The sequence below is a fragment of the Actinomycetota bacterium genome, assembly GCA_030682655.1.
In the GTDB taxonomy this organism is placed as follows: Bacteria; Actinomycetota; Coriobacteriia; order Anaerosomatales; family JAUXNU01; genus JAUXNU01.
This window is the reverse complement of sequence record JAUXNU010000080.1, coordinates 1-19,304: the sequence shown is the minus strand read 5'-3', so window position 1 is coordinate 19,304 and position 19,304 is coordinate 1. Positions and strand designations below refer to the sequence as shown.

12 protein-coding genes are annotated in these 19,304 nt (G+C 63.7%); all 12 read left to right on the top strand.

What is annotated here, in order from left to right; translation table 11 throughout:
- Positions 1-137: 137 nt before the first annotated feature.
- The 12 genes from Q8K99_04950 to Q8K99_04895 all read left to right on the top strand — a co-directional run bounded on the left by Q8K99_04950 (position 138) and on the right by Q8K99_04895 (position 19,169).
- Positions 138-1,193, top strand: a complete 1,056-nt coding sequence (locus Q8K99_04950; protein MDP2181902.1) for a TIGR02391 family protein — start codon at positions 138-140, stop codon at positions 1,191-1,193.
- A 119-nt stretch (positions 1,194-1,312) separates the two neighbouring features.
- Positions 1,313-2,287, top strand: a complete 975-nt coding sequence (locus Q8K99_04945; protein ID MDP2181901.1) for a hypothetical protein — start codon at positions 1,313-1,315, stop codon at positions 2,285-2,287.
- A 107-nt stretch (positions 2,288-2,394) separates the two neighbouring features.
- A complete protein-coding gene (locus Q8K99_04940; GenBank protein MDP2181900.1) occupies positions 2,395-3,789 on the top strand; it encodes a hypothetical protein in 1,395 nt (464 codons plus the stop codon).
- Positions 3,790-3,901: 112 nt separating this feature from the next.
- Positions 3,902-4,588, top strand: a complete 687-nt coding sequence (locus Q8K99_04935) for a hypothetical protein (protein MDP2181899.1) — start codon at positions 3,902-3,904, stop codon at positions 4,586-4,588.
- A gap of 121 nt (positions 4,589-4,709) precedes the next feature.
- Positions 4,710-5,339 (top strand): zinc ribbon domain-containing protein, encoded by a 630-nt coding sequence (locus Q8K99_04930; protein ID MDP2181898.1) that lies wholly within the window; start codon positions 4,710-4,712, stop codon positions 5,337-5,339.
- A 533-nt stretch (positions 5,340-5,872) separates the two neighbouring features.
- Positions 5,873-9,451: a helicase-related protein gene (locus Q8K99_04925; protein MDP2181897.1), complete on the top strand. Its 3,579-nt coding sequence runs from the start codon at positions 5,873-5,875 to the stop codon at positions 9,449-9,451.
- Between the two features lie 542 nt (positions 9,452-9,993).
- The gene (locus Q8K99_04920; protein MDP2181896.1) at positions 9,994-13,017 is read left to right on the top strand and encodes a DUF1156 domain-containing protein; all 3,024 of its coding nucleotides are present in this window, start codon (positions 9,994-9,996) and stop codon (positions 13,015-13,017) included.
- Positions 13,018-13,168: 151 nt separating this feature from the next.
- Entirely contained in the window at positions 13,169-14,494 is a 1,326-nt protein-coding gene (locus Q8K99_04915) for an ATP-binding protein (GenBank protein ID MDP2181895.1), read from the top strand.
- 22 nt (positions 14,495-14,516) lie between these two features.
- On the top strand, positions 14,517-17,825 hold the full coding sequence (locus tag Q8K99_04910; GenBank protein ID MDP2181894.1) for a Swt1 family HEPN domain-containing protein: 3,309 nt from the start codon (positions 14,517-14,519) through the stop codon (positions 17,823-17,825).
- 344 nt (positions 17,826-18,169) lie between these two features.
- Positions 18,170-18,436 carry a DUF5678 domain-containing protein gene (locus Q8K99_04905; GenBank protein MDP2181893.1) on the top strand — a complete coding sequence of 89 codons (267 nt, stop codon included), beginning with the start codon at positions 18,170-18,172 and terminating at the stop codon, positions 18,434-18,436.
- Positions 18,429-18,854, top strand: coding sequence for a hypothetical protein (locus tag Q8K99_04900; protein MDP2181892.1), 426 nt, complete (start codon positions 18,429-18,431; stop codon positions 18,852-18,854). The genes Q8K99_04905 and Q8K99_04900 overlap by 8 nt, the downstream gene beginning before the upstream one ends.
- Before the next feature lie 33 nt (positions 18,855-18,887).
- Positions 18,888-19,169 (top strand): hypothetical protein, encoded by a 282-nt coding sequence (locus Q8K99_04895; GenBank protein MDP2181891.1) that lies wholly within the window; start codon positions 18,888-18,890, stop codon positions 19,167-19,169.
- The last annotated feature ends 135 nt before the right edge of the window (positions 19,170-19,304 follow it).

Sequence of the window (19,304 nt, the reverse complement as noted above, 5' to 3'; positions counted from 1 at the left end):
GTCGTGTTCAAGACGATGCTGCGTGCGGAGCGGGCACGTGCGGCAGATGTCGTCCAGGTCGACTTCGCACCCGATCCGGTCGCCGTCGCGGTGTAGAGTTGACATAGGAGCAACAGCTGACGGCCAGGAGCGGTAGCATGGAAGAGAGGCGCGTCGGCCGCGGCTCATGCGCCACAACGTTAGACGAACGGGGCGGAAGCATGTCCGAGGACTTCATGGAGCATGACGACAGCTACGTGTATGACGTGTACTTCTCTAGAGACACGTTCCACCTAATTGTGGCCGCTATCAGGCACTACAAGTCCCTTCTCGATGCCGGAAAGCGAGCCGTACTCGAGGACTCGGCCATCGGCGCGTTCATGGACGAGAGCACCTTCAAGACCTTTCCGGTTGCCCGCGACATGCGAACCATAGACTGGCTGCTCGAGCGGCTCGAGAAGACGCTTTCTGACCAGGTCGAGAACAACTGGGATTACGACTTCCGAGTGACTCACGGCAATGCGAGAATCCTGAAGTCCGCATCTCTGCTCTATCTGGATGTGCTTGCGGTTCGCCGGGATGAGATTGCCAACCGTCCCGACGTTGCCAGGGCGGTTGTCGAGGCTCTAGATGAACAGCTCGCCCGGCTACGAGAGCTACTGGAGACTGGTATCTTCTCGCGCATGAGCACAGTATCGCTCGCCTTCGACCAACTTCCACAGTCCTCGGGCCACGGTCTTGCTCATGTCCAAGCGAGTCCCTCAAGTGCGGGCGCGAGTCCGCCAGTTGTGCTCGACTCCATCCAGATTCGGGACCCACAGCTTCGGTCGCGGTGCCTGGATTTGGTCGCCCGGTTCGATTCCGATGGCGAACACGAGCGTCTGGATACCGTCCTGAATGAGGCCACACGCATTCTCGAAGACCGGATACGTACGTTGTCGGGGGCTGAACCCGAGCTCATTGGAGTAGACCTGGCCAGGTTTGCCTTCGCACCGCCCAATCACCGAATTGTCCTGAGTGACATCACTGCAGAACAGGAAGGAGCACACCTGCTGTTCAGAGGCGTGTTTGGCTTCGTCCGAAATGCGGTCCACCATCGCCTTGTAGATGATCTTCAGCCACAGCGTGTACTGCAGATCCTGGGGATGATCGACTACTTGATCTTCGTAGCAGAGAGCGGCATGAAGGCAGGGGGTCCCGCTCCCGTCGTCTAACCCCGGCATCGGACCGTGCGAGATAGAATCAACATGCGCGGCGAAACCGGCCGCTCATGCCGTAACACGTTGGACAGACCAAAGTCAGATCGACAGTCACCTTCCAGCATGGGGGGACGATGGGACGGAATCACAGGCGACGACACGAGGGCGCCTCCCCGAGAAGCCATCGAATTCCGGCAGATGAAGTACTTCAGCTCAACACGGAGTTCTACGGATCGCTTGCCGTGGACGAGCTGAGCTACCAGCTCCTGATGAATCTGCTCATGCTTGAGCCACGGGAGGAACTGCTTCATTTGCTGACAACCAACAGCCCGACTGGTGCCGACCTACATGTCCGCGCCCTCGCTATCGACTCAGAGAAACTGCGGAGCGCCGCGGCACTGGGTGTCTTGGTTGTCTCTCAGCACATCGCCGAAACCCTCCTGCGCTTACTGTACGTACATGCCTGCGAAGATGAATGCACGTGGGTGGCCCTTGCTGAGCTGCGTGAGCGGGATGTGGTTCACAAGATCGCGCGCGACATCTCACTCAATCGGATCACGACCCCGAGGGCGCGGCTTGACCTTGAAGATGTCGTACTCAAGTACCTGGTCAGCGGCCGCGACATTCCGGACCGCGAACGAGCGGCCTTCGGCCCATCGGCCAAATGGGGTGTCGAGTGGGTTCGATATGCGGCGGGGCTGGCGACCGGCTCTCAACTGTACAACTCGTACAAGCACGGCCTGACCTTGTCCTATCGTCCTCCACTTCCAATCGGATTTGCAGTCGAGGGCACGTCGTATGACGACTCGATGGACACGTCATTCACGTACTTGCGCAGGCCAGTAGGTGAGGAAGCCGCCCGCTGCGCATGTGTACAGGATTTCGAACCCGTTGATGTCAGTCAGCGCGGGGTTGCAGCTCTAGTCCTCCTGCATCTGCTCGGAAACACCGTGTTCATTGGCGCCAGAGCACGTGGAGTGCCTTCGTCAGTCGAGTCGATTCAGACCTACCCTGTCTCGTTTACCCCGGAATCGGTCGCGCGGAAGAGGGAGTCCCCGGTCATCTTGGAGTACGCTCCTAGGGAGTTCGGTTCGCCAAGGGGCCGGTAGCGGCACGTGCGTTCCCGGCGCTGTCCAACAACGGCATCCAGCAGACTCCGCGCTTCGCGCGTCGCAGCTGATGCCGAACAACGCTAGGTGCACTGAGGGGAGCGACAATGCCGGATCAACCGCGTCTGCTGGCACTCTTTGAGAACGCGGGTCTTCTTGACGGTCAGAGGCTTGACGAGCGGCGGATTCTCAAGCTGTCGGCTGGCCAACTAGATGATATCGGTGCACAAGCAGGATTGGTGACGGATGCGAACGACTACCCCGCCGCCGCTGGGTCCCTAACGCACTCCGCGTCGCTTGCGCTCGGGGGTGGAGCCCAACGATGCCGAAGTACTGAGTGTCGAATCGGACGTCTCGACAAACTGGCTCAGTTCGCAGCTCTGTACAGCGACCGCGTCTACATGCACAACTTCATCGCAGACCATCAGCGCCCTGCGCATCACGGTGAACTCGATTCCTTGGAGGAGCGCCGCTACTGGCTGCTCGAAGACCTGCAGGTGTTGCGTCGCGCTGTCCCACTCATTGAGGCGGGACTGATCGCGCCCATCACCGCTCCAGAAGATGTCTGCAACAGCTGCATCTCCGTAGGGGCTTTCGGCACCGGCGCCGACGAGCGTTTCGAGCGGGAGCGATCACGGCTCGTCGGTCGTTTCTTCAACGAAGTATCGGTTGCGGTCAGGTACGAGGACCCTCAATGGGTGTTGGACGTTGCGGGTCCCGAGGACCTGCTCGAGCACGGAGGCCTTATTCAGGTATCTGACGAACCCCCAAAGGCGCTGACTCAGACGCCGAGACTGCTTGAGCGCGCCCGCCGCGGTGAGTGGGTCACACTGTCTGATACCGCGAAGAAGAAGGTCGGACTGCACGTCTACCTGGCCGACACGGTACTGGGGAGTGTGCTATTCGAAATGGCGGCAGCACAGGTGCTTCGCACTTCATACTTGAATGACGCAGACCTGCACGTGAGCGTACTAGCCGCAGTTTCGGGAGACAAGGAGCTAACGAAGCGAAACGAACTGGTTCAGGAACATCTGACTTCGCTCGTACCGTTCCTGGCGGACGTGCCCCCAGATACAGTAGTGAAGTTGCGTGAGCGAGAAGGAGAGGCATTTGTGGCGTATCGGCAGGCGCTCAATCGCGCGGTCGACGACGTGCGATCTCGGAAGACGGATTTCACTGAGAGCGATGCCAGGTCGATCTACTCGGATGTGATTCAGCCCGAGCTGGTCGGCATTGACCGGGCAATACGCAACGCGCGACGGACCCTGAGCCGGGACTTGGGTCGATCGATTGTCGGCTGGTCGGCGGCAATCGGCTTCGGTATGTACACAGGCCTCTTGCCAGCGCAGCTTGCAGTGGCGGCTAAGGCACTTGGATTGACGAAGGTACTCGCGGACGGCGTGACTGCCGCAGGCGGATTGATTTCGGGCGAAGCCGCTGTTCGAAATGAGGACATGTTTTTCCTTTGGAAGGTCCGTCAGACCGCACACAGGAGCAACTAGGCGCAGACCTGCACTATCCGGGTGCCATTCAACGGGCACCTAACCCGCGGATCAACCTCGCTTCGCTCGCAGGTTATCCGCAAACACGTTCGATTCAGAGGGGGTCTGAAGTATGTACTCGTGGGTAGCCGGCACCATGCTGGCATCCGGTGTTCTCGGGGGTCTTGTCAACTACTACTTGCTTGAGCAGACGCAGGACGACAACATGCCATGGTGGCAATGCATGGCTGTCGGAATCGCAGCAGCCTTCATCGTCCCACTCTTCCTCAACATGATTTCGAGCGGCCTGATCAGCGATGTCCTTGGCTCCTCTAGTGAACCGGGAGATCCGTCAAAGCTGTTCGTTCTAGCTGGCTTCTGCCTGGTGGCGGCCATTAGTTCACGCCAGTTCATCAACACCGTCTCCCAGCGCGTGCTGGAAGCCGCGCGTGAAGCGAAAGAGGATGCGGCTGAGGCGAGGGCCACACTCGAACAGGTGATTGAACCCGAAGACGTGGACGACAGGTCCGGCACGGCGGGGTTTGCCGCGACAGCGGAGTTTGCCGTCACAGGTGTTGCTCAGCAGGGTCCTCCACTGAGCGAGGACGAAATCAAGGTCATGCAGGTCATGGCCAACAGTTCATTCGCGCTTCGCTCCCTTAGCGGGCTGGCGAAGCAGGCAGAGATCGATCCCAATCGCACTCGCATCGCTCTCGTTTCCTTGGTGGAGAAGGGTTTCGTCGGCGAAGGCGCAACTCAGAGTGGCTACCCCCGCTGGTTCTTGACTACGAAAGGTCGAATCGGGGTCGCTCGAATCTAACCCGAGCTTCGACCTGATATCCTCGGCCCAGGAGCGCGGGCCGAGCCGAGACCACGACCGGACCTCGGATACAGGTCAAGCTCTACAACGTTGGGAAGGCGCGCCAGGAGGAGGGGTCGCGATGGCACTCATCACCTGCTCTGAATGTGGTCACCAGGTCTCGGACAAGGCGACAGCATGCCCAGGCTGCGGTGCGCCGCGGGACGTCCTCCTTGAGCCAGCTTCGGCATCAGCTGATGCTGCAGATGACGCGACGGAATCGCACTGGACCATTCAAGCGGCCACAGACTCCAACGGCCACATTCTCTTCTACGATGAAGCATCATGTGCGTTTGCACTCAACGGCGCGATCCTGACTCTCGCGGCCGTCTACGCAATCGACAGAGCGAAGCGCTTCACGTGGACACGCCTGGATGTGCGAGCTGTGATGCGGAAGTCCGCCAAGAGCAACACTCCAATGGGTGACCTGCCAGTTTGGGAAGGACCCTCCGCACTCGAACGATCAACAGCGTTCCTAGGGAAGCTGGGCGATGCCATGGCTCCAAAGAGCGCGGCCATGGTGTGCCCACATTGCCAGTCGAAAGGCACCGTTAGCACCAAACAGGTGAAGCAGAAGAAAGGCATCAGCGGGGGCAAGGCGACTGCTGCCGTCGTTACCGGCGGCCTGTCCATCTTGGCTACTGGGCTCTCGCGCAAGGAAGACGTGACCGAGGCCCACTGTCGCAATTGCGGAAACACGTGGCGCTTCTAGTGTGCGGTCGCGCGCTTCCCTGATTCCCCGGGGCGGCGTCTTGCGCGAAGCAGGCGTAGAGAAGGCCGCGTCCTGAGGGTTTCAGAGAGCGCGGCCGAGAGCATCGTCGCACGCGAGTCATACCAAGGTGGTCTTACCGAAATCTATCCGTCTTCGGGCGTGCGTACTATCGATGCGCCTATCCTATTGTCGCGTGCTGCTTCTGACTGTGATGGAAGGTTCATCCTGTTCGTGGGAATGTGCGTAAACGCGCTGGAATGCCGCTGTTGGGGCTTTGGCGAGGCGTTCTCTCGCTTCCGAGTGTCGAAGGCGTGGGCGTAGGTCTCCGTTGGCTTCCGACGATATCATCGCTCGTGTATCGTGGTGCCGGATGGGGCGCGGGGGACGATCGGACGGCGCACACGTATCTGGACTGTCTGCAAAGGTTCGCGTGGACCGTCCACGCATCGCGCCTGTAGCCGCCCCCTTGCAGGCGGCTCCGGTGGCAATCAGCACGCCGCGCTCAGAATCGAACCGCGTAGGAGGTGCAACTCGTGACTCTCGAAGACCTCCAACCCGACGCCACCGTGCGCGGCATCCTGCCCGACGCCTTGGTCAGCGTCGTGAGCGTCGAGTGGCACGGCTCCGACGCACTGACCCTCGTGTATCGCGGTTCGGATGGCCGAGTGGCCGACGAGATACTGTACCGTCACGATGAGCCGCGCCTCGAGATCGTCGAGGCCGGCAGGCCATGGAGCTTCGACGGCGACGGCGCGCTGTTCCGTCTCGTCGCGGAAGCTCATCGCATCCGCCTCGCCCACCTGTTCGACCCTGTGCTGGCGGTCCATACGTCGCTCGTGGACCCGCTCCCGCACCAGATCACCGCGGTATATGAGGCCATGCTGCCCCGGCAGCCCCTGCGCTTCCTTCTCGCTGACGATCCCGGCGCGGGTAAGACGATAATGGCGGGGCTGTTCATCAAGGAGCTGATCGCGCGCGGAGATCTCAAGCGCTGTCTGATCGTCTGCCCCGGCAGCCTCGTCGAACAGTGGCAGGATGAGCTCTATCGGCGCTTCCATCTGCCCTTCGAGATCATGACCAATGACAAGTTCGAGGCCGCTCGCACTGGCAACTGGTTCCTTGAGAACGACCTTGCCATCGCCCGCCTCGACAAGCTGTCGCGCAACGAGGACGTGCAGGAGAAGCTCAGCGCACCGGATTGTCGCTACGACCTCATCGTCTGCGACGAGGCACACAAGCTCTCCGCCACGTTCTTCGGCGGTGAGGTGAAGTACACGAAGCGCTACCGGCTCGGCCAGCTCCTCTCGGGTCTTACGCGACACTTCCTGCTCATGACCGCCACGCCGCACAACGGCAAGGAGGAGGACTTCCAGCTCTTCATGGCGCTGCTCGACGGCGACCGCTTCGAGGGCAAGTTCCGCGACGGCGTGCACAAGGCGGACGTCTCCGACCTGATGCGTCGCATGGTGAAGGAGAACCTGCTCAAGTTCGACGGGCGCCCGCTCTTCCCCGAACGCATCGCCTACACGGTTCCGTACAAGCTGTCCGACGCCGAGGCGCAGCTCTACACCCAAGTGACCGAGTATGTACGCGAGGAGTTCAACCGCGCCGAGGCGCTGGAGAACGACAAGCGGGCGGGCACGGTAGGCTTCGCGCTCACAATCCTGCAGCGTCGCTTGGCCTCTTCGCCCGAGGCGATCTACGAGTCGCTACGCCGTCGCCGCGAGCGCCTCGAGGCGCGGTTGCGCGAGCTGGAACTCCTGCAACGCGGCGCAGCGGTTCCCGCGCCGACCTTGTCAGGCCCGGTGCTCGATGACGAGGATGTCGAGGATCTCGAGGATGCTCCTGAGGACGAGGTCGAGGCCGCCGAGGAGCAGATCCTCGACCAGGCCACTGCTGCCGCGACGGTCGCCGAGCTGAAGATCGAGATCGCCACGCTCACCCGTCTCCAAGGGCTTGCCGGCGAGGTTCGCCGTAGCGGCGAAGACACCAAGTGGCGTGAGCTCGCGCGCCTGCTGGGTGAGATCTTCACGCCCACGGCACTGGCTGACCGGGTCGGCGAGCCCACCGTGCCCTACGGTGCTGGACCGATCCCGAAGCCCGTCCCTTCGCCGCGTCAGAAGCTCGTTCTCTTCACCGAGCACAAGGACACTCTCAACTACCTTGAGAGACAGATCAGGACGCTGCTTGGACGCCCGGAGGCAGTCGTGATGATCCACGGCGGCATGGGCCGCGAGGACCGAAGGAAGGCGCAGGAGAGCTTCCTCCACGACCCCGAGGTCCAGGTGTTGCTTGCCACCGATGCGGCTGGCGAGGGCATCAACCTGCAGCGCGCACACCTGATGGTGAACTACGATCTTCCCTGGAATCCGAACCGCTTGGAGCAGCGCTTCGGCCGCATCCACCGCATCGGACAGACCGAGGTCTGCCACCTGTGGAACCTGGTGGCCGAAGAGACCCGCGAGGGCGACGTGTACCGCCGCTTGTTGGAGAAGCTCGAAGAAGCCCGAAAGGCGCTCGGCGGACAGGTCTTCGACGTGCTCGGCAAGCTCCAGTTCGACAGCCGCCCGTTGCGCGACCTCTTGATCGAGGCCATCCGCTACGGCGACCAGCCCGAGGTGCGCGCGCGGCTCACTCGCGCCATCGAGAGCGGCGTGGACCAATCACACCTCGTGGGCTTGATCGAAGACCGGGCGCTCGCTCACGACGTGATGGATTCGAGCCGCGTGGCGCGCGTGCGTGAGGAGATGGAGCGCGCTGATGCACGCCGGCTGCAGCCGCACTACATCGAGTCGTTCTTCCTCGAGGCCTTCAAACGCCTGGGCGGTACCGTGCGCCAGAGGGAGCCGCGTCGATATGAGGTCACCCACGTGCCAGCACCGGTGCGCAACCGCGACCGCCAGATCGGTGTAGGCGAGCCGGTCCTCGCGCGCTACGAGCGCATGACCTTCGAGAAGGACCTGATCGCGCCTCAGGGTCAGCCGCTCGCCGCCTTCGTCTGCCCGGGTCATCCGTTGCTCGATGCGGCGCTGGACCTCACGCTCGAGCGCCACCGCGACCTCCTGAAGCGCGGTACGGTGCTGGTGGACGAGCGCGACCTTGGCACAAGTCCGCGCGTGCTCTTCACCCTGGAGCACGCCATCCAGGACGCGAGCGTTCTGCCCTCGGGCGAGCGCCGCACCATCTCGCGGCGGATGCTCTATGTGGAGATGGACGCCGAAGGCAACACACGTCATCTGAACTACGCGCCCTATCTCGACTACCGCCCGCTTGCTCAGGGGGAGCCCGCGCTGGTCGACCTTCTCGCACGCCCCGAGTGCGCCTGGATCACGCGCGGCTTGGAGCAGAATGCACAGGGCCATGCCATCGCTCAGGTGGTTCCAGAGCACATTGCCGAAGTGCGCGAGCGCCGTCTTGGGTGGGTGGAGAAGACCCGCGCCGCCGTGAAGGACCGGCTGACCAAGGAGATCACCTACTGGGACCATCGTGCCGAGCAGCTCAAGCTCCAGGAGCAGGCTGGCAAGGCCGGTGCGCGGCTCAACTCGCAGGAGGCCCGCCGTCGCGCTGACGACCTGCAGGCCCGTCTCGAGAGGCGCCTCGGCGAGCTGGATCGGGAGGCCCAGATCTCGGCGCTGCCGCCCGTCGTGCTGGGTGGGCTCGTGGTGGTGCCACTGGGGCTCGTCGCCACGATGACCGGGGCGGCGCTGTCTGCGCACCCCATCGACACCCAGGCTTCCGCGGCGCGCGCCCGCGCGATCGTGATGGAGGTCGAGCGCGCCCTGGGCTTCGAGCCCACTGATCGCGAGTTCGAGAAGCTCGGCTACGACGTCGAGAGCCGTGTCCCCGGTACCGGACGACTGCGCTTCCTCGAGGTCAAGGGTCGCGTGACGGGCGCAGACACGGTCACGGTGACGAAGAACGAGATCCTCTACAGCTTCAACAAGCCCGACGACTTCATACTGGCTATGGTCGAGTTCATCGATGACGAGACGCATCGCGTCCACTATCTGCGCCGCCCCTTCGAGCGCAGCGGCGTGACCACCGACTTCAATGGCGCGAGCGTGAACTTCCCGTTCGCCGATCTGCTGGCGCGGGCGGAGGTGCCGAGATGACGCTGTCCCTCCGACATGGGATTGCTTGTCTGGGAGGTCAAAGGGCGCGCGGCTCGGTACGTCCTGCCGATTTCGTCCGAATCGACCGACAATCGACCGAGACATGACAGGAATCGACCGATGACTACCCTTTCACCCGGAGTTTCCACGCCGCTGCGGGGATCCGACTCGGGCGTTTCCGAAGAGCCATAGATGAGCCATAGGATGAGCCATAGGATGGTAACCCAAGCGGTAGAGGCGCAGCTAAACGCACGAGTCATCATCGACCGGCGGGGATTTCCGGCTAGCGCATCTATCGACAACCTATTGACGGAACACCGAAATCTACCGAGAGGTAGAGCCGAATCGACTGACAGCCGACGGCCTATTGGCGGAAGTCCTAATCGTCAACCAATCGTCAACCGGTTCGCCGTAATCGTAAACCTGGCAGCCCCAATCCTGAAGCACTGGAACCCGTTGATGGGTAGACGGTTGGCTTTGCCGAATCATCCGATACTCATCCGGCAAGTCCGGGGAATCGTCCTAAGCACCATGGAGTCCGCATGAAGAAGAAGCTCATCGAGGTCGCCCTGCCGCTCGACGCCATCAACAAGGCCTCAGCGCGAGAGAAGTCGATCCGCCACGGACACCCGAGCACGCTGCACCTGTGGTGGGCGCGGCGGCCGCTGGCGGCGGTGCGCGCCGTGATCTTCGCACAGATGGTGGACGACCCGTCGGCCTACGTGGACGTGCTCCGTTCGGACCCGAAGCTGCGCCGGAAGGCGGAGACAGCCCTCAAAGCGCGGCTCAAGGTTTGGGAGGAGGCCCGCACCCTCGCCGAGAAGGCCAAAGGGACGGGTCTTGTCGTGCCGGAGCCAGGCCCGGAGCCCAGCTTGGACGAGGTCCTTGCGGACCTCGAGCGCCAGCGGCTCTTCCGCATCATCGAGGACCTGGTGCTGTGGGAGAACACCACCAACGAGACGGTTCTGCAGGCGGCGCGCGACGAGATCTGGGCGAGCTGGCGACGCGCCTGCGTCGAGAACGTCGACCATCCGCGGGCCAAGGAGCTGTTCGACCGCCAGAAGCTGCCCGCCTTCCACGACCCCTTCGCCGGCGGCGGCGCGCTGCCGCTCGAGGCGCAGCGGCTCGGGCTCGAAGCCTACGCCAGCGACCTGAACCCGGTGGCGGTGCTGATCAACAAGGCGATGATCGAAATCCCGCCCAGGTTCGCGGAGAAGCCGCCGGTGAACCCCGGCTTGCGCGAGGAGGAGACCCTCATCGCCCGGGAGTGGAAGGGTGCGCAGGGGCTCGCCGAGGATGTGCGCTACTACGGCCAGTGGATGCGCGACGAGGCCGAGAAGCGCATCGGCCACCTCTACCCGAAGGTCGAGGTCACTGCCGAGATGGCGTCGGTGCGGGCGGACCTGAAACAGTACGCGGGCCGAAAGCTCACCGTGATCGCCTGGCTGTGGGCGCGCACGGTGAAGAGTCCGAACCCGGCCTTTGCCAACGTGGACGTGCCGCTCGCCTCGACCTTCATGCTCTCCACCAAGGAGGGGAAGGAGGCGTATGTCGAACCGGTTATCGAGAACGGCGGCTACCGGTTCACGGTGAAGGTGGGGAAGCCGAAGGATGCGGAGGGGGCGAAAAACGGCACCAAGCTCGCGCGGGCAAACTTCCGGTGCTTGATGTCAGGGACACCAATTACATCGGACTACATTCGTTCCGAAGCGCAGGCTGGGCAGATGGGTGCGAGGCTGATGGCCATTGTCGCGGAGGGCGACCGTGGCCGGGTATACCTCCCGCCGACTGAAGCGATGGAGGCCGTGGCGCGCCAAGCGAAGCCAAAGTGGAAGCCGGATGTCGAGTTCTTCCAGAAGGCGCTCGGCTTCCGCGTCGGAAACTACGGCATGACAAAGTGGAGTGACCTCTTCACCCCCCGCCAGCTCGTAGCGCTGACGACACTCTCCGACTTGGTGCACGAGGCGCGCGAGCGGGTCAAGTACGATGCGCTGGTCGCGCGACGGTCCACTGACGACAAGCCCCTCGCTGATGGCGGCACCGGCGCCACCGCATACGCCGATGCCGTGGCGGTGTATCTCGCATGTGGGATATCCAAGATTGCAAACATCGGCTCCTCGATTGCGACTTGGATGAGCGACCGCGGCGCTTTCCGCGAGACGTTCGCCCGCCAGGCCCTTCAGATGACCTGGGATTTCGTCGAGGCAAATACATTTGCGGAGGCCGGCGGGAGTTTCGGGACCGCGATTGAGAAAGGAGCAATGGTAATAGACGCCTTCCCGACCGCCACGCAGAGTTTTGCTCATCAGGCGGATGCGGCGGCGCAGGTGATCAGTTCTGGCAAGGTCGTTTCCACCGACCCGCCCTACTACGACAACATCGGCTACGCGGACCTATCGGACTTCTTCTACATCTGGCTGCGGCGCTCGCTCAAGCCCGTGTTCCCGGACCTCTTCGCCACGCTCGCCGTGCCCAAGGCGGAGGAACTGGTGGCTACGCCGGATCGGCACGGAGGCAAGGAAAATGCGGAGACCTTCTTTCTCGACGGGATGACGCAGGCGATGCACCGCCTCGCAGAGCAGGCGCACCCCGCCTTTCCGATCACCATCTACTACGCATTCAAGCAGGCCGAGAGCGATGGAGGGGAAGGCGTCGCCAGCACGGGCTGGGAGACCTTCCTCGCCGCGGTAATCCGTGCCGGCTTCGCCACGAGCGGCACGTGGCCGATGCGAACCGAGGGCGCAGGACGGATGCGTGCAATGGATTCCAACGCCCTCGCCTCCAGCATCGTCCTCGTCTGCCGCCCGCGCGCCGCCTCCGCCCCCACCGCCACGCGCCGCGAGTTCGTCACCGCGCTCAAGGCCGAGCTGCCGGCTGCGCTCGCCCACCTGCAGCGCGGCAACATCGCGCCGGTGGACCTCGCGCAGGCGGCCATCGGCCCGGGGATGGCGGTCTACACCCGCTACGCCAAGGTGCTCGACGCCGAGGGCAAGTCGCTCAGCGTGCGCGAGGCGCTCTCACTCATCAACCAGACCCTCGGCGAGACGCTCGCCGAGCAAGAGGGCGACTTCGACGCTGATAGTCGCTGGGCGCTCACATGGTTCGAGCAGTCGGGCTTCGACGAGGGCGACTACGGCATGGCCGAACAGCTCTCCAAGTCCAAGAATACGAGCGTCGCCGGTATGGTCGAGGCTGGCATCCTCGAATCGAAGCGCGGCAAGGTGCGGTTGCTTCGCCCCGAAGAGCTTCCGGCCGAATGGGATCCGGCCGCCGACCCGCGCCTGACCGCTTGGGAGATCGTCCACCACCTGATCCGCGTGCTCGCAAGCGGCGGCGAAGGTGCCGCGGGCGAACTCGTTGCCAAGCTCAGCGCCAAGGCTGAAGTCGCACGCGAACTGGCCTACCGGCTCTATTCGATTTGTGATCGTCCTCAGAAGAAGCGCCCGACCGAGGCTCTCGCCTACAACGGCCTCGTGCAGAGTTGGCCGGAGATCGCCCGCCTCGCTCGCGAGGGCGCCAAGCCCCGTCCTGAGCAGGACGCACTGTTCGGAGAGACCGAGGAGTAAGAAATGCAGATCGAGTCAATCGAGATCCGCAACATGGCGGACACGGACGACCTGAGCGCGATGACCTGGTGCCAATGGTGACCCTATGCGAAACACAGGTTCGGAAGAATGTGCCCTTGACAGACGGACACCTGCGTTCTAGCGTGACGGCATGAGCCTGCACCCTGTACTCGACGAGAAGCTGAGCGCTGCGCTGGCGGAAGTACCGCCGGTCGCGCTCACTCGGCGCGATGCCCGGCTGCCCGCCGTGGTCGGCAAGGTGCATGCGGTGATCGGGATGCGCCGCGCGGGGAAGACGATGTTCCTGCGCCAATTGCTGGACGAGCGCCGGGCTGCCCTGCCTGCCGAGCAGGCGGTCTATCTCAGTTTCGACGACGACCGGCTAGCTGGCCTCGAGCTGGAACAGCTCGGCTTCCTGCTCGAAGAGTACTACCGGCGTCACCCCGTGTTGCGTGGGCGCGAGACGGTGAGCTGGTTCCTCGACGAAATCCAGCTTGTGCCCGGTTGGGAGCGTTTCGTCCGCCGAGTACTGGACTCCGAGAAGGTCGAAATCGTCGTCTCTGGCTCGTCGGCACGGATGCTCTCGCGGGAGGTCCACACCTCGTTGCGCGGTCGCGGGATGGCGACCGTCATTCGGCCCTTCAGCTTCCGCGAGTTCCTGCGCCATCGCCGTGAGGAGCCAAACAGCGAACCCCGGCGATGGACGTCGGCCCAGCGGTCGCTGATCGAGAAGCGCTTTCGAGAGTACCTCGTCGAGGGCGGGTTCCCCGAGGCGCAGGGTATTCCGACGGCGCTTCGAATCGAACTCTTGCAAAGCTACGTGGATACCGTGCTCTTTCGCGACGTGGTCGAACGCTACGGGGTGTCGCAGGTGGCGGCGCTCCGCTGGCTGGTGCGGCGATGTTTGCGCAACCCGGCAGGGAGCTTCAGCGTCCACCGCCTGCACCAGGATCTGAAGGCCCAGGGACACGGTGTGGCGAACGAGGCCGTACACGCCATGCTCGGTCATCTTCTGGACGCCTTCCTGCTCAGCGCCGTGCCGCTGGCGACCGAATCGGAGCGCCGACGCAACTCGAACCCGCGCAAGCTCTATCCTGCGGACCCGGGCCTCATCAAGGCCTTCGACGCCAGCGGCCGCTCGAACGTCGGACACGCGCTCGAGACTGCCGTGCTGAACGAACTGGAGAGGCGCGGTGCCGAGGTCGGCTACGTCAAGACCGCAGAAGGGCTCGAGGTGGACTTCCTTGCACGGCGTCTGGCAGGTGGCGAGGAGCTGATCCAAGTGTGCGCCGACCTGTCGTCGGCCGAGACCCGCGCGCGGGAGCTGCGGGCGCTCAGCGCGGCGGCGGAAGACCATCCGCGCGCGACGCAACGACTGTTGGTGCTCGACCGCGATGCGCTCGCGCGGGCCGATGCGCCGGGGGTCGTTGCTCAGCCCGCCTACGAGTGGCTCCTCGCGGCAGCGGAAGAAGACTGAACGAGAGACGGGGACTGGATCCATGGCCATCACCAACCAGGAACGTGTCGGCAAGGCGATGGAGCTGCTCCGTGCGGGGCTCTCGCCCTTTGTAGCGCGCGAGTTCAAGAACTTGCACGAGGCGCAGGCCGACGAGGCGGCGTGCCGCTACTTTGGCGATGACCGGACGGTTGACAAGAAGCCGGTTGCGGAGTGGGACGTAGCGGCGCTCCTCAAGTTGATGTGGGACGCGTGGAACGACGTCTTCGGCCGGACACTCGGCCGCGCCGAACGCTCGCTGGTGCAGGAGCTACGCGACTGTCGCAACAAGTGGGCGCACCAGGAGCCGTTCTCGAGCGACGACGCAGATCGCGCGCTCGACTCGATGGCGCGGCTGCTCACGGCTATCTCGGCGACAGAGGCCGACGAAGTCGGCAAGATGAAGATGGAGCTGCGGCGGCTAACATACGACGAGCAGGTGCGCGGGGAGAAGCGCAAGGCGGGCGGCTCGCTGGTCGAGGCGTCCACGACCGGCACGCTCAAGCCTTGGCGCGAGATCGTGACGCCGCACGCCGACGTGGCGAGCGGCGGGTACCAGCAGGCGGAGTTCGCCGCCGACCTCTGGCAGGTACACCTGGGCGAGGGCTCGGACGAGTACAAGGATCCGCAGGAGTTCTTCCGCCGCACCTACCTCACCGAAAGCCTCAAGCGCCTGCTCGTGGGCGGCGTGCAGCGCATCTCGGGCAAGGGCGGCGACCCGGTCGTGCAGCTACAGACCAACTTCGGCGGCGGCAAGACGCACTCGATGTTGGCGCTCTACCACCTGTTCTCGGGAGCGAATGCCAGCGAGCTTGCGGGTGTGGACGCAGTGCTTGCCGAGGCGGGTGTGAAGAGCCTGCCCAAGGCGAAGTGCGTGGTGCTGGTGGGGAACAAGATCTCGCCAGGCAATCCCGTCACCAAGCCGGACGGCACAGTGGTACACACGCTGTGGGGCGAGTTGGCGTACCAGCTTGGCGGCAAGGAGGCCTTCGCCCGGGTCAAGGCTGACGACGAGAAGGCCACCAACCCCGGTGACGTGCTACGCGAGCTGTTCAAGGACTACGGGCCGTGCCTGATCCTGATTGATGAGTGGGTTGCCTATGCGCGCCAACTCCACGACCAGAGCGACCTTCCAGCCGGCGGCTTCGAGACTCAGTTCACCTTCGCCCAGGCACTCACCGAGTCAGCCAAGCTCGCCGGCAACTGCATGCTTGTGATCTCGCTGCCCGCGTCGGACACATCGGGCTCGCCGCACACTCAAGCCGACGACGTGGAAGTAGGCGGCATCCGCGGACGCGAGGCGCTCGAGCGGCTGCGCAACGTGGTTGGCCGCGTGGAATCGTCCTGGCGTCCGGCGACTGCCGAGGAGGGGTTCGAGATCGTGCGGCGGCGGCTGTTCGAGCCGCTCGCCGGCCCGGAAGCTTTCACGCAGCGCGACGTGACCGCGCGGGCCTTCGCCGAACTCTATCGCGCACAGAGCGCCGAATTCCCGCCCGAATGCCGAGACGCCGACTACGAGAAGCGCATTCAGGCCGCGTACCCAATCCACCCCGAGATCTTCGATAGGCTCTACACTGACTGGTCCACGCTCGTGAAGTTCCAGCGTACGCGCGGCGTGTTGCGTCTGATGGCTGCGGTGATCCACAGTCTTTGGGAGAAGGGCGACAAGAACCCCCTGATACTGCCGTCCACGGTGCCGATCGACGACGCGCGCGTGCAGTCCGAACTGACGCGCTACCTCTCCGACAACTGGGCTCCGATCATCGAGAAGGACGTGGACGGGCCGAACTCGCTTCCGCTCAAGATCGATTCTGAGCAGCCCAACCTCGGCAAACTGCACGCAACGAGGCGTGTGGCGCGCACTATCTACCTCGGCTCGGCGCCCACGGCGGCGGCGGCGCACCGCGGGCTGGAGGACCGGCGCGTCAAACTCGGTTGCGTGATGCCGGGCGAGGCGCCTGCCGTGTTCGGCGATGCGCTGCGGCGGCTCGCGGCGACGGCGACCTATCTCTATCAGGATGGTCCGCGCTTCTGGTACGCCACGCAGCCGACTGTCACCAAGCTCGCCGAGGACCGCGCCGAACAGCTCAAGCGCGATCCCGACAAGGTGGCGCAGGAACTGGACGAGCGGTTGCGCGCCGACCTGCGCAAGACCGGCGACTTCTCGCGCATCCACCCGCTGCCGCGCTCGGGCGCGGACGTGCCCGACGACCTCGACGCACGGCTGGTCGTGCTGCCCGCCGAGCATCCGTACTCGAAGGAGCCCGGCAGCGCGGCCGAGACCGCGGCCAAAGCAATCCTGGAATCGCGTGGCAACACCCCGCGCCTGTATCGCAACACGCTGGTCTTCCTCGCCGCCGACACGGTACGACTGCAAGATCTCGACGAGGCGCTGCGCAGGTTCCTGGCGTGGGAGTCAATCTTGTTGGAGAAGGAGACGCTCAACCTGGATCCGCACCAGGTGCGGCAGGCCGAGACCCAGAAGCAGGCGGCCGACGGCGCGGTGACAGCGCGTCTGCCCGAGACCTACCAGTGGTTGCTGGTGCCCGAGCAGGCGAACCCGCAGGCGCCGATCACCTGGCAGGCGACCCGGTTGTCAGGAGGCGACGGGCTTGCCGCGCGGGCGAGCAAGAGGCTCCGTAGCGACGAGCTCCTCATCACCAGTCTGGGTTCGACCATCCTGCGCAAGCATTTGGATGACGTGCCGCTATGGCGCGACGAACACGTCGCGGTGAAGCAGCTAGTGGAGGACTTCGCTCGCTACCTCTACCTGCCTCGGGTGGCTGGACCTGAAGTGCTGGTGCAGGCGATGCGCGACGGCGTGGCGCTGCTCACTTGGCAGTCCGACACGTTTGCGTACGCCGAGAGCTACGACGAGGGCGCCACGCGGTACCGGGGACTTCGTGGAGGTGAAATGGTGTCGGTTTCGGCCGACGACACGGGGCTGATGGTGAAGCCGGACGTAGCGCGGCAGCAGATGGACGCTGAGACAGCGACCACCCCTCCGCCCGGCCCTGGCCCCGATCCCGATCTGGGTCCCAGTCCGGCGCCTCCGTCGCCGCTGCCGCCGGAATGCAGGCTACGACGGTTCTATGGCACGGTGAGCCTCGATCCCGCGCGCGTCGGTCGCGATGCGAGTCGCATCGCCGACGAGGTACTCGCGCACCTTGCAGGGCAGGTGGGGGCGGAAGTGACGGTCACCCTCGAGATCGCAGTCTTCCTCCCGGATGGCGCATCGGACCAGATCGTGCGCACCGTGACGGAGAACAGTCGGACGTTGAAGTTCACGAGCCACGAGTTCGAGAGCGCGTAGCGGGATGATGGTGACCCGGCTAGTAATGTGTCGGAACTGACGAGCATCGTGCGGCGAGCCCAAACCGACGGTCGCACCTCAACACGTCGCGGACGTCGCCGCCAAGACCGAGGCGACGACGACGGGTAGACGTTGTCTCATGTAGGAATGCCGTCGAACGGTAGTGGGTCAGTTTGAGTGCAACGGACTTCGAACTTGGCCTGGGGATTGCAGGTATACGAGTGAAATGCCGATATATTGGGCAGACGCCGAAGATGGCGGCGCAGCGCCTGGGCGCGTGTGGGTTTGACTGAAGAATTGCGGTTTGGGATATACTGAACAAGCCATCAAGGAGATGATCCGCGATGAGCATCAAGCACGACACTAGGGGAGGGGGGCGCAGACGCATGACGCTTCAGGCGCAGGCGCGTCTGTACAACAAGATCGCGGAGGACAAGCTCCGCTATCTCGGCAAATGGGTGGCTGTCAAAGATGGGCGTGTTGTTGCTGGCGGCGATACGCCCGACGAGGCATTAGCGGCCGCGAAAGACAAGCATCCCCGCACTGATCCGATGCGGTATGTGCTCGATTGGGTGCCCGAAGAGGCACGTTCGTCGGTGTTGGTTGTCTAAGTTCGTCTATCGGCCGGACCTCGGCAGAACGACGCCTAATCCTGGCCCCGCAACTCACTATCGTCCTCAGCTCGACATCCTGCTGTCGGGTCCGGCGCAGGCCGTCATGGTGACGGCCATTGTCGATTCTGGTGCCGACCTATGTACGTTCAAGGCCGAACTTGCCGCGACAGTCGGCCTTGATCTCCAGTCAGGCTCCAAGATCAACGTGGATGGAGTCACCGGCGACGGCACAGGCTGGCTGCATCCTGTGCGGCTAGTGGTCGATTCTGTCACGTTCGACGCGGATGCGTTGTTCATAGCTGGAGACACTGCAGCTTGTCTTGGAAGGATTCCCCTGTTTTGTTTGCAGAAGGTAGCCTTCTGTCAGAAAGGCGCGAACCCGGCTCTCTGGTGGTTCGAACTGAGCAGCTACTAGTTCTTGTTTGCGACACGGGGGTACAATCCTCATATGCCTAAGCGCTCAAGCAGACACAGGCCCGCCGATCTCAACCGCCTCGCCTCCTCTATCGTGGGAGAGGCGGTCGGTGATACGCCTCCCGTGGGGCAGCCTGAGAAGGATCCCGCTGCTGTCGCCCTGGGCCGCAAGGGTGGGCTCAAGGGCGGCAGGGCGCGAGCCGAGAATCTGACTGCCGAGCGGCGATCTGAAATTGCCAGGAATGCCGCAAAGGCCAGGTGGGAGCGGCAGGATTCTGAACCATCACGACTTTCTCGACACCCAACAACCGCTTGAATAGACTGCTTGTGCGCACGTCGTCCTCCGTGGCTCGGTTTCCTGACTCTCAGACAAGCCAGTATCCCAAGCTCAGGGGCGACGTGCGTAACTCATTCAGGGCGGATTCTCACCCACACATGTGTCACAAGATCC